General features: G+C 66.3%; 14 protein-coding genes. 8 read left to right on the top strand and 6 right to left on the bottom strand.

The window, feature by feature from the left end; translation table 11 throughout:
• Positions 1–145: 145 nt before the first annotated feature.
• The 4 genes from AC3A4T_RS20775 to AC3A4T_RS20760 form a co-directional block, all read right to left on the bottom strand.
• Positions 146–664 (bottom strand): hypothetical protein, encoded by a 519-nt coding sequence (locus AC3A4T_RS20775; protein WP_487677139.1) that lies wholly within the window; start codon positions 662–664, stop codon positions 146–148.
• A 113-nt stretch (positions 665–777) separates the two neighbouring features.
• Positions 778–912: a hypothetical protein gene (locus AC3A4T_RS20770; RefSeq protein ID WP_487677138.1), complete on the bottom strand. Its 135-nt coding sequence runs from the start codon at positions 910–912 to the stop codon at positions 778–780.
• Positions 909–1031 (bottom strand): hypothetical protein, encoded by a 123-nt coding sequence (locus AC3A4T_RS20765; RefSeq protein WP_487677137.1) that lies wholly within the window; start codon positions 1029–1031, stop codon positions 909–911. The genes AC3A4T_RS20770 and AC3A4T_RS20765 overlap by 4 nt, the downstream gene beginning before the upstream one ends.
• 211 nt (positions 1032–1242) lie before the next feature.
• Positions 1243–1776: a hypothetical protein gene (locus AC3A4T_RS20760; protein ID WP_487677136.1), complete on the bottom strand. Its 534-nt coding sequence runs from the start codon at positions 1774–1776 to the stop codon at positions 1243–1245.
• A gap of 49 nt (positions 1777–1825) precedes the next feature.
• Here AC3A4T_RS20760 and AC3A4T_RS20755 point away from each other — a divergent pair, with 49 nt between their 5' ends.
• The 6 genes from AC3A4T_RS20755 to AC3A4T_RS20730 all read left to right on the top strand — a co-directional run bounded on the left by AC3A4T_RS20755 (position 1826) and on the right by AC3A4T_RS20730 (position 7390).
• Positions 1826–2002, top strand: a complete 177-nt coding sequence (locus AC3A4T_RS20755) for a hypothetical protein (protein WP_487677135.1) — start codon at positions 1826–1828, stop codon at positions 2000–2002.
• Between the two features lie 553 nt (positions 2003–2555).
• The gene (locus AC3A4T_RS20750) at positions 2556–2945 is read left to right on the top strand and encodes a hypothetical protein (RefSeq protein ID WP_487677134.1); all 390 of its coding nucleotides are present in this window, start codon (positions 2556–2558) and stop codon (positions 2943–2945) included.
• Positions 2946–3168: 223 nt separating this feature from the next.
• On the top strand, positions 3169–4257 hold the full coding sequence (gene phaZ7 / locus AC3A4T_RS20745; RefSeq protein ID WP_487677133.1) for an extracellular native short-chain-length polyhydroxyalkanoate depolymerase PhaZ7: 1089 nt from the start codon (positions 3169–3171) through the stop codon (positions 4255–4257).
• A 433-nt stretch (positions 4258–4690) separates the two neighbouring features.
• Positions 4691–6343 carry a tyrosinase family protein gene (locus AC3A4T_RS20740; protein WP_487677132.1) on the top strand — a complete coding sequence of 551 codons (1653 nt, stop codon included), beginning with the start codon at positions 4691–4693 and terminating at the stop codon, positions 6341–6343.
• Between the two features lie 5 nt (positions 6344–6348).
• The gene (locus AC3A4T_RS20735) at positions 6349–6768 is read left to right on the top strand and encodes a hypothetical protein (protein WP_487677131.1); all 420 of its coding nucleotides are present in this window, start codon (positions 6349–6351) and stop codon (positions 6766–6768) included.
• A gap of 370 nt (positions 6769–7138) precedes the next feature.
• Positions 7139–7390, top strand: a complete 252-nt coding sequence (locus tag AC3A4T_RS20730) for a hypothetical protein (RefSeq protein ID WP_487677130.1) — start codon at positions 7139–7141, stop codon at positions 7388–7390.
• 171 nt (positions 7391–7561) lie between these two features.
• Here the strand turns inward: AC3A4T_RS20730 and AC3A4T_RS20725 are convergent, their stop codons facing one another.
• Positions 7562–8482, bottom strand: coding sequence for a M14 family metallopeptidase (locus AC3A4T_RS20725; protein ID WP_487677129.1), 921 nt, complete (start codon positions 8480–8482; stop codon positions 7562–7564).
• Positions 8483–8616: 134 nt separating this feature from the next.
• On the opposite strand from AC3A4T_RS20725, the gene AC3A4T_RS20720 reads away from it, so the two are divergent.
• On the top strand, positions 8617–10404 hold the full coding sequence (locus AC3A4T_RS20720) for a caspase family protein (protein ID WP_487677128.1): 1788 nt from the start codon (positions 8617–8619) through the stop codon (positions 10402–10404).
• Entirely contained in the window at positions 10404–11294 is an 891-nt protein-coding gene (locus AC3A4T_RS20715; protein ID WP_487677127.1) for a hypothetical protein, read from the top strand. The genes AC3A4T_RS20720 and AC3A4T_RS20715 overlap by 1 nt, the downstream gene beginning before the upstream one ends.
• A gap of 10 nt (positions 11295–11304) precedes the next feature.
• Here AC3A4T_RS20715 and AC3A4T_RS20710 read toward each other — a convergent pair whose 3' ends face one another.
• The gene (locus AC3A4T_RS20710) at positions 11305–11727 is read right to left on the bottom strand and encodes a YqaA family protein (RefSeq protein ID WP_487677126.1); all 423 of its coding nucleotides are present in this window, start codon (positions 11725–11727) and stop codon (positions 11305–11307) included.
• Positions 11728–11787 lie beyond the last annotated feature (60 nt).

The raw sequence follows: 11787 nt of genomic DNA, 5'->3' as shown, positions 1-11787 counted from the left end.
GTGCTTTACCCGGCGGCGGAAATTCCAGCGGCATTGCGCGATTCAGGCGACTGACCGCGACGCGGCATGACGCCATGCGCGTCGCGGTATCGCTCACTCAAGAACCCTTGCCCGAAGCAGGCCGTCGGAGCCGATCGAACCACGCTCAACGCTGGCTGTCGCGCTCACGGCAACTCAGGCTGGCGTACTTGCCCTTCGGCAGGTCGTTGGCGATATCGAAGTGCTTCAACTCCGCGCCGGGGTCGTCGAGCTCGCTGTAGCTGCAGGCGTTGTCCTTGGCGAACGCCTTGAGCTTGCCGGCGTCGCCGTCCAGCCGCACCGTCACGCCAACGCCTTCGCTGACGCAGCAGCCGATGTAGGCGGTCATGTACTCCTCTTCGATCACCACCAACGTATGGCCCATCAGGGTCGCCGGCTTCTTCACCAGCCGGTAATCGGTGTAGTCGGCGCGCGCGTTGGGCTTGGCGTCCAGGTAACCCGCGCGGATGTAGGCCTGCAACGCCGGGCCGGGGGGCGCGACGCGCTCCTGACGCTTGGCGTCGAAGCGCAACGCGTCGATCAAACCGCTTTCCATCGCCTTGCCGCCCTGCGCGCTGGCGAGGGGCGAGGTGGCGATGAGCAGCGCGAGGGTGGTCGAAGTGAATGCCTTGATTCTGGATTGCATGCGAGGTTCCTGCCTTGGAAGATCGCGTCCGGACGAATGGGCGCCGGACGGCGTGTCGGGGCGGCCAGCGCGATCGCGCCGCCGCTTGGGTGAAGTGAGCGATGCCGTCGCGCTTACCCCGCCGCGAAGAACATCAGATACACCAGACGGCCGTTGTGCAGGCTGTCGCCGAAGCCCGGCCCGGCCGTATGCCACAGCCACGGACGCAACAGTAGCAGCCGCCGGTTGAAACGCATCGGCACGCTCATCGTCGTCTTCCAGCCGCTGTCGTCGAGGCCGTCGCGCTCGATGATGTCGCGAGGGCCGCGTCGCGCAGTTCGGCCGCTTGTTCGAGGAAATCATCGACGGCGATCAGGGACGTGGTCATGGGCCGGTGGAGACAGAACGGGAGGCGACGGAAGTCCGGCCATGGTAGGCGAGCGGCGGCGCGCAGGCGATGCCCGGCGGGGTTGCCGCCGCGCCGCGCACATCGCGGCATGGACGACGCGCGGCCGGCATGCGCGCCGCAAGCCCGCCATCGCGCATGAAAAAGGCCGGCGCCTCGCGGCGGCCGGCCTTCGTCGTTCGCGGCGTCGTGCTCAGCCGCTGGACTGCTGCAACTGGATCTTGTGCTTCTTGGCGTAGGCCATCTGGGCGTCGTTCAACGCGCTCATCTGGCCGTCCAGCGCCTTGCCCAGACGCTCGAGTTCGCCGCCCAGCGGCGCGAACTGTTCGTCGGCGAAACCATCCGGCAACGCGGCGACCTTCTGCATCGTCTCGTACAGGCTGTCGGCGGTCTTCAGGTAGGTCACGGTCAGGTCGCGCAGCGCCACCGCATCCTCCGGCGGCGGGTAGGTCTGCACCTGGACCAGCACCTGCGCCAGTTCGGCGCGCGCGTGGCCCAGCGGGCTGGCGTACTGCTTCAGGCCCTTGCGTTCCTGCAGCGAGCGGGTCAAGGCCTCGCCCTGTTCGCCACCGGTCCAGCGGTTGACGTATTCGGTCACGCCGTTCCAGGCCGAGACGTTGTGCAGCAGGTATTCGTCGGGGGTCATGGTGCTGCGGCCGCCGCTGGAACACGCGGCGACGAGCAACGACAGCAGGCCGATCAGTACGAGGGAACGAAACTTGTTCAAGACGATGTCCTTTCAGTGAGGTGAATGCTTCCGATGCCGGACCGCGCCCTTGCGCGATCCGCGGGTATCGAAGCCGATGACGAACGCGCTCGTCCCGACCGATCGCGCGCGACCTCGCGCCGCCGTGAGCCACGGCGGCGTCGATCTCGGCGGAACGATGCGCGAGCCGCAAGCGCGGATGCGCGGGAACGAACACAAGGGCGATGAAATCGCGCTTGCATGGTAACCCGCGCCTGTTCGGCGACCAAACCCGGGCGCGGACACGGCCGACTCGGCAAATGCGGCGATCCGCGGCGATGGTGGCCGATAAGCTCGATCCGGCGCGAGGAATCGTTGCGAAGCAACCGAACGCAAACCTGCGGCGAGCCGTATCCGTACGGCAGCCGCTCCACGCCGCCTAACCGAGGCCTCGACGCATCCCTATGTCGGCCGTCGATAACCGTTGCTCACGATTCGCCGATGTTTGCAGCCGTCCGTCGCCTGCCCGCCAGCCCATGGCGCTCGCCATCGATCGCGCTATCGCGCATCACAGTTTCCGGAAAACTCCCGGACTAGGCTGACCGCGACAACAAGGCCTGCGTGGATTACGGCCGCCTATCAGGACAGCCCCTGCGCCCGCCCAATCCCTTGTCTTGCGCTCGCGAGAGCGCCAACGGGAGCGTGCGATGAAACCGATACGCCGCAGTCGATCAAACAACAATCCATCCTCGAGCCACAACGCCTCACTCGCCCGCAGACCAACGCGACGATGCCTCCTGGCCGGCGCGTGGCTCGCTGCGTTGCTCGCGCCGACGGTCGCGAACGCGAGCTGCGCCGTCGACACGATCAACCAGAAAACGGTGGTCACCGCGACCGTCGTGCTCGGCCTGAGCGAACGTTGCGAAGCCCCGATCCCGGCGTTTCCGGCGCCCTTCACCTGCGCGACCGAACTCATCGGCACGCGTTCGGGCGGCAGCGACTCGTATCATCTGTACGACACCGACATGCTCGACATGGCCGAGTGCACCACCGAGGACGGCATCGAATACTGCTACGCCGACGGCGCGGTGCCGCCGTCCGAGGTCGCGTTCCAATGCGTCGCCGAGATTCACCGCGCCCTGCTCGATCTGTTTCCGGCGAGCGCGCAATCCTGGTGCGGCTGCGCTTCGTTGAAGCAGGCCGGGCGATAACGCGACGACGGCCGCGGTTCGAACCGCGAGCCCTCGCCCATAGGTGCAATACCCAACCCGCCTCCCCAGGCCCACCATCGGAGCGATCCGATCCGTTGTCGTCGAACAGCCTGGGGAGGCGCTCATGTTCCGCAACACGCTTACGAACACGCTCACGCTCGTATCGTCCGCTCTGACGGATCTTCGTCGCCGATCCGCGGCGGCTTCGGGCTTCGCAATCGCCTTGCTGTTGCCTGTGGTGGGCGGCGGCGCGCTGCTGATGCCGTCGAGCGCGCAGGCCCTGGATTGCGGCAGCAACAACGGCTACACCTGCCTGGGCACCGCCAGCCAGTACGCCGGCGGCTTCAGCCCCGGCGTGGGCAGCGGCGGCTTCGGCGGCGGCGACTGCATCGCCACGCGCACGCCGGTGGTGTTCGTGGCCGGCAACGGCGACAGCGCGATCAGCTTCGATATGCCGCCCGCCGCGGTCAGCGGCTACACCACGCCGGCCAATTCGGTGTACGACGAACTCAAGGCACGCGGCTACAACGATTGCGAACTGTTCGGCGTCACCTATCTCAATGCCGACGAACGCGGTTCGCCGCAGAACAACTACCACCAGCCGGCCAAGTACCAGATCCTCAAAACCTTCATCGACAAGGTGAAGACCTACACCGGCCGCAGCCAGGTCGATATCGTCACCCATTCGCTGGGTTCGTCGATGACCCTGGCGATGTTGAAGTACCACGGCTATCAGGCCAGCGTGCGCCGTTTCGTCAACATCGGCGGCGGCCTGCGCGGCCTGCAGACCTGCCTCAGTACCGGCTATCAGTCGCCGTATGCGCCGACCTGCAACGCCGAAGCCTATGTGTTCCCGTACGACTACTACACCTTCGGCCTGTACCCGAGCAGCGGCGTGGCCTATTACGGCTACAACCGCTGGACCGGAAGCGGCAGCAACAGCCTGCGCGCGATGCCGACGATGTACAGCTCGATCTCGTTCTACACCATCACCGCCGGCCTCTACGACCAGGTGCAGTGCTTCACCACCAGCTACTCGGCCGGCTGCAGCAGCGGCGCGCTGTTCACCGCGGCGAGCAACGTCAAGGCGCAGGTCGACATCGGCGTGGGCAGCAGCGCCTACGCCTACGACTGGAACTGGAGCGACGGCAGCCCGTACAACGCCGGCGGCGGCGACACCAGCAACGGCATCGGTCATTTCCGCTCCAAGACCAACGCCGGCCGCATCGTCTACAACATGCTCGCCACCACCTGCACCACCGGTTGCGCGAACGGCTACGTCGGCGTCAACGGTCCGGCGGTGAATCGCTGATACACCGGTATTCGCCCATGACACCGGCACGAACGAATCGTGCCGGTGTCGCGATTGCCCCTGAGCGGGTCATCCGGATCGCCAGCAACACCGTCAGACCATTGATGTCCGAGCGCATCTGATCCTCCGGCGAACTGCCGACCGAAGCGAAATCCTCGCGCGAGCTCCACCGGACAATGCTCCGCTCCGAGTCGCGATCGAGCGACACACCGCATCCAACGCCCCTGCTTTTGTGATCTCAATTACAAATCGCAAGCTCGCGCGCGATTTGTGTCCGTTACCCCGTGGCCGGCCCGTTCACACAGAGAACACCGATCCTGATCGGCGCGGCGCCAACCGTCGACGCCGACCGTCGACACCGAGCGCCCGCGGCGACGCGCCCGCCACGGATCGCCGATCGCCGATCGCCACCACCACAGGGGAGCACCACTCGATGCGCTACACACGCCGCGATTTCATGACCACCGCCGCCACCGCCGTGGCCGGCACGATGCTTCCGCTCGGTTCGCTGCTCGCCGCCGGCCCCGGCGCGCAGGGCTCGGACCCGACCGCGCGCTATCGCCGCCACGACGTCGCCACGCCCGAAGGCCAGCGCATGCTGATCAGCTACGCGCGCGGCGTCGAAGCCATGCTCAAGCTGCCGGCCGAACATCCGCACAACTGGTTCCGCAACGCGTTCACCCACTTCCTGGATTGCCCGCACGGCAACTGGTGGTTCTACGTCTGGCATCGCGGTTATGTGGGTTACTTCGAACGCAGCATCCGCAAGCTCAGCGGCGACGCCGGCTTCGCCATGCCGTTCTGGGACTGGACCCGGCATCCGGAAATCCCGGCCGGCATGTTCGACGGCGTGCTCACACCCACCGACAGCGCCTATGCGCCGTTCACCGGCAACCTGCTCAAGTTCACCGAGTTCGTCAAACCCTCGCTGCTGAAGTACTGGAACAGCCTGAGCAGCGATCAGCGCGCGCAACTGAACTCGCGCGGCTATCCGACCTTCGACGACGCCTGGAACGACGTCACCGGTTACAGCCTCGCGCAGAAAGCCGGCCTGTCGGGCAACCAGAGCTACGCCATCACCTGCGGCGCGCGCTATCTGTCGCGCTCCAATCCCAAGCTCGACGCGAAGACCGCCTACGACGTGTCGCCCGATATCGTCAGTTCCGGACTGACGCCGACGCTGTTCTACGATCCCAGCATCAGCAACAGCTTCGCCAGTTCCAAGACCGCCACTCATCTGGTCCAGCCCGACGGCTCGACCAATTTCTCGATCCTCGAAGGCTTCCCGCACAACAAGGTGCACAACTACATCGGCGGGGTCGGCGCGATCGACCCAGGCCCGTACGGCAACATGACCAACTTCCTGTCGCCGGTCGATCCGATCTTCTACCTGCACCATTCCAACATGGATCGGTTGTGGGACCTGTGGACCAAGAAACAGCTCGCCGCGGGCCTGCCGATCCTGCCGACCGGCGCCGACCTTGCGACCTTCATGGACGAACCGTTCTTGTTCTACGTCGACGGCGATGGCGGCTTCGTCGGCCCCGCCAAGGCCGGCGACTACGTCAGCACCCGCGTGTTCGACTACGACTACGGCCCGGGCTTCGGCAGCGAGTTGCCGGTCACGCCGAAGCGAAAGTCCAGCGCGGCGAAATACGGCGTGATCAAGGGCGGCATCGAAGCCGGCGCGGCTTCGGTGCTGCTGCCCAACGCGCTGGTCGAACAGCATCTGGCCAGCGCGCAACCGGCATCGTTGATCGCCGAAGTCACCTTGGATCGCCCGGAGGGTCTGGCGGTCACGCGCGAATTCGACGTGCTGGTCAACGCACCGGCCGATGTCGAACGGGTCGATGCGAACAGCCCCTACTACGCCGGCACCCTCGCCTTCTTCGGCCCGACCATGCCGAACATGGCGATGTCGCACTCGGCCACCTTCGCCGTTCCGTTGCCCAAGACCCTGCGCGCGTTCTCCAACGCCAAACTGCTCGGCGCGAACGCGCAGTTCAACATCCGCCTGGCGCCCTCGGGCCAGCAACCGGCCGATCCGGTGCCGGTGCGCGGCGTGTCGATCAAGCCGGCCGGCTGATCGCCATGCAACGCGGCGCGTTCGCCCTCGCGCCTGCCCTCGCACTCGCCCTGCTGCTCGCGCAGGGCGGGTGCGTGGCGAGCGGTGGCGCACGCACGCTCACACTTCCGCGCGCGCTCGACGCCGCCGACCGCGTCTATCTGGAAGTGCGGCTGGGCGCGCTGGCCGGCGGACAGGAGATCGAACTGAGCACCGACCGCGGCCGCCGACTCGGCGTGATCTCGCCGCACGCCATACGCCCAGGACGCGAGGCGGGAACCTACACCGTTGCGTTGCCCGTCGATGCGATTCGCGACGGCCGGGTGCGCATTCGGTTGATTACCACGCTGGCTGGTGGGAAGGCTCGCGATGCGACTGCGGATGAGGTGCCGGAGATTCGTTTGATCGTGAATACGGACCGCGCGAATCCGCAGAAAAAACCATGATCCCAACAGCCAGATTCAACTCCGGAAAAATCAGTCCGGCAACTCGGCATGCCCCGCCTGACCGTTCATGAGCCAGGCCCGGGCCAGATCCAAGCTCGCATGCTTCTTCGGCAATGCCCCTGATGGCACGGCTGGATCGCGGCTCACGAGCGCTTCGCTGTTCCCCAGCGCCATGCCGATGCCGCGCAACAGGCCGGCCGCCGTAAACCCCCAAAGACACCGACCACCAGCGCAGATGGAAACTCTTTGATGGCCGCGGCGGCAACTGCAACGGCCGCAGGCTTGGTATCCGACCGCTGTGGAGACGCGTAGTATCCAATGGCGCCTTGCCAACCGGCCACTGGGTAACAAACGCCTATGAAAGAAGCCGATGAAAGAGCTGATTCAAGCACTGGTGGACAGCGACATGCCGACAGCCAGGTTGCGCGAACACTATCTCGGTCTGGCGAAAAATGTCCGTGCCGGCCATCAGGCCGAGCTTGAACTGACCGGAAATGCATTCAACGTGACCTTCTCACGCGAAGGCGTCCGGATAACCTCCATCTGGGACGATGACGCCGCGGGCGGGCGGATGGACCTGGATGAATTCATACGCCGGCTATCGGCTTGGCCGGCGAGATAGAGCGATGTGAGAACTAACGCGCCGCGGCCTGCGCCAAGGCGCGCAGCGGCGCCGATACCCTCCGCGATGGCGCCCGTTATGCCATCGCGGATGATTTGCCCGCATTGCGCACACACCGCGGTTGTCGCGATTGCGGCGCGCCATGCGCCTCAACGGATCGACGCGGTCGGATCAACCCTTCGCCAACGCAAAATCAATCGCCGCGCACACCGCCGCCGCCTGCGCCGCATTGCATTGCTCGGGCGTGGCGCGCGGGCTGTCGGGGTAGACCTCGGTGGTGGTGCGGTAGCGCGCGTCGGTGATGCCGGCGCACAGGCCCAGCGAGCGCACCGGGTAATTGATCACGCCCGGCGCGACCACGGTGGCGCCGATGATCTCGCCGTTGGCGTCGGCCGGGGCGATGTGGGTGACCAGCGCCACCGCCGCGACCACGGCTTGCTGGAATTCGGGCTGCGGGTCCTCGCTGTCGCCGACCAGGTAGAACCCGTCGGGGATTTCGCCCGGCTCGTACGGCTTGCCGTCGCGCGCGGCCAGCGCCGGACGGAACTCGGACTCGTCGCTGTCGGTGGTCTCGTGCAGGTCGATATGCATCAGCACGCCGGCGCGCAGCGGCGCGACCAGTTCGATCAGCGCGGCCGATTCGCGCGCCGGGCTGTCGTCGCGGAATGAGCGGTTCGGATCGATCGCGTCGACGTTCCAACGATGAATCCGCTCGTAGGCCCAGGGGCTGATGCAAGGCGCGATCAACACATTGGCGCGGCCGGCGTAATCGGCGGCGTGGCGCTGCGCGAACAACAGCGCGCCGTGCACGCCGCTGGTTTCGTAGCCGTGCACGCCGCCGGTCACCAGCATGGTCGGCAGGTCGGCGCGCCAGTCGCGGCTCTTGAGCGCGAACAGCGGATAACTGTCGGGCGCGTAGTCCAGGCGACCGTACTGCACCACCTCGAAATGCGGGCGCAGCGTCTCGATCACGCTCAGCACATCGGCCTCGTAGCTGCGCTGGCGGATCTGGGTCGATCGCCACTGCGCGACCTCGGCGGCGGTCCAGGGCTGGCCGGGCGTACCGATCGGATAAAAGGCTGGGGCGGTCATCGCGTCGCTCTGGCTGGATGGCGGGAAGACCGGCATTTTACCATCGTCGTCGCGGCCTCCCGCGGCGTGGCCGAAATGCCGGCCCACTTACGTCATGATTGAGGCCGCACGCGCATTCGCAAGGACGGGCGACAATGAACAGAGCAGTGCTTTTGATCGGCGTAAGCCAGGCCGGCGGCTTGGGCAAGCTCAAGGCGGTCGAGTCGTCGATCGACAAGATGGCGGCCTGGGCCAGGCGCCAGGGCATTCCCGACGACCAGATCATCCGCCGCACCGATGCCGGCGGCCTCAAAGTGACCGTCGCCGATTTGTTCAACGACATCAAGGCGCTGACCGACCGCGATACGATCGAGCAGCTGATCGTGTATTTCTCCGGCCACGGCGTGGTCAACAACCGCCAGGAATACTGGCTGTTGTCGGATGCGCCGGTGAACGCGGCCGCCGCGGTCAATATCGAAGGCAACGTGTCGCTTGCCCGCGCCGGAGCGTTCGAGCACGTGGTGTTCCTGTCCGATGCCTGCAGGACGCCGACCAAGGGCGTGCAGTACGGCCGCATCATCGGCAGCGATATCTTCCCCAATATCGAAGACGCCGAGTTGGAGCGATCAGTCGACATCTTTTTCGCCACCTCGCTGGGCGCGCCCGCGCTGGAGGTGCAGCAATCCGAACAGGGCCAGCAATACCAGGCGATGTTCACCGAGGCGCTGCTCGACGCCTTGAACGGCAAGATTCCCGAAGCCATCCGCGACGGCCGGGTGCGGCCGCGCCCGCTCAAGAAAGCGCTGCCGAAAAGAGTCTGGGACAAGTTGAAGGCCAGCGGCTTGTCGCTGTCGACTTCGCAGACGCCCGACGCGCGCATCACCTCCGAAGACGAGGCCTGGCTGGCCAGCCTGCCGCCGTCGGTGCCCGCCACCACCACACCGCCGGACATCGACGAGATCAGCGCGACGCCGCCGGACACGACCGCGCCGTTGTCGACCCGCGAAGTCGCGCAACTGGTCGTGGAAGAAGCTCTGCGCAATGACAGTTACGGCCGCGCCGCGACCACCGCGGTCGAGCTCAAGACCCTCACCGGCCGCGGCATTTCCAAGAACGCCACCGCGATGCTCAAGAGCATGGCCCGCGTCCTCGGTGATCGGCGCCCGCCACCGCAACCGCTGCCGGAAAAACCCGGCTTCGAGATCCACGGCCGCGGCGTGACCGGCGTGACCTGCAGCGACGGCGCCGCCCATCTCGGCGAGGAAGGCGATGCCGTCACCGTCAGCGTGGATACCGACGAACGCCAGAGCCAGGCGCTGATCGAGTTCGACGACGGCAGCGGCGTGTTGTTGCCGGTGATCGCCGGTTTCGTCGGCGTGCTGCGCCTGCACGAGCGCGGATTGGACGAAGTCTGGTACGAACCGGCCGACGAATCCGATGCGTCGCTGAGCCGCGAGGAACTCGACTATCTGCGCCAGGCGATCATCAAGGCCTCGTCGCTGGGCGTGTTCGCGCTCGAATCCGACGATGCCGACGCGCTCGCGGTGCGCATGCAGAACCTGAAGTTCCAGGACCCCGCGCTGGCCGTGTACGCCGCGTATGCCTACCACGACATCGGCCAGTTCCGTCGCATCGAGGAGATGCAGAACTACCTGCAAGCGCGGATGGACGTGCGCCTGTACGACCTCGCCCTGCTCTCGCGCGGCCTGCTCAAGGACGCCTACCTCGCCGATGCCGTCGTGCCCGCGCTGCCGATGCTGTCGCAAGGCTGGGCCCTGACCGGCGCACTGAGCGGACGCATTCCCACCGAACTCGACGGCCTGCGCCAGCAACTGCGGCCGTCGTTGTGGTCGCTGTACACCCCCGAAGGCGTCCAGGCCATCCGCGCATGGATGCGCCACGCCGCCGAAAAATCCTCTCGCCTCACCCTAGGAGCTGCGTAATGAAGCAACTGGTGTTCATTCACGGACGATCGCAAGCCGGCAAGGACGCGGCGACGCTGAAAGCGACCTGGATCGATGCGTGGAAGAAGGGCCTGGCCAAGAGCGGCCTGGAGCTGCCGATCCCCGAGGATCGCATCCGCTTCCCGTTCTACGGCGACACGCTGCAGCAGATGGTCGACGGCGCCAGCGCCGAAGACGCGGCCAAGATCATCGTCAAGGGCGCGAAGGACGACGCGGCGGCGCAGGCCTTCCTGTCGGCGATGCTGCAGGAGTACATCGACGCGGCGAACATCAGCGACGAAGAGATCGAACAGGAACTCGACCCCGCGCAAGCCGCGGTGATCGAACGCGGACCGCAGAACTGGCCCTGGGTGCAGGCGGTGCTGCGCGCGATCGACAAACGCACCCACGGCGGCAGCGCGATGATCGCCCTGCTGACCAACGACGTGCATCAATACCTGAGCAAGTCGAACCTGCGCGCGCATATCGAGGACGGCGTGCTGCAAGCGATGGATCTCGCGCAGGAAAACGTCGTGGTCGCCCATTCGCTGGGCACCGTGGTCGGCTACACCTTGCTGCGCCGGCTGCAGAAGGAAGGTCAGGCCTGGCGCGTGCCGCTGCTGGTCACGCTCGGTTCGCCGCTGGGCATCCGCGCCCTGCGCAGCAAGTTGCGTCCGATCGGCCATCCGGCCAGCGTGACGGCGTGGTTCAACGCCTACGATCCCAACGACGTGGTCTCGCTCAACCCGCTGGACAAGGACAACTTCGCGATCACCCCGGCGATCGAGAACAAGGGCGACGTCGACAACTGGACCGACAACCAGCACGGCATCATCGGCTACCTCGACGACAAGGTCGTGGCGAAGCGGATCTACGACGCTTTGGTCTGAGCGGCGGCGCTCACACGTAGCGCAAGGCGATCGCCGCCACGACCGCGTAACGCGCGGTCTTGGCGATGCTCACCAACACGAGGAACGTGGACAGGCGTTCGCGCATCACCCCAGCGGCCAAGGTCAGCGGATCGCCGACCACAGGCAGCCAGCTCAGCAGCAGGCTCCATTTTCCGTAACGGCCGTACCAGACCCGGGCGCGCGCCAGCGCCCCGGGCTTGACCGGAAACCAGCGCCGGTCGCTGAAACGCGTCAGCTCGCGGCCGAGCCACCAGTTGAGCAGCGAACCCAGCACATTGCCGACGCTGGCGACGGCCAACAGCGCCCACAGCGCATAGCCGTCCACGATCAAGCCCGCCAGCAGCGCCTCGGATTGCGCGGGCAGCAAGGTGGCGGCGATGAAGGCCGCGGCGAACAATCCCAGATAGACCATCGGATGCTTGCAGTGACGCCGGTATTTGTATGTCGCGGTCGCGGCTCACGCCGCTCCTAC

Source organism: Lysobacter sp. Soil_N_51 (assembly GCF_057655755.1).
The sequence above is the reverse complement of the archived record's forward strand: the minus strand, read 5'-3'. Positions and strand labels throughout refer to the sequence as shown.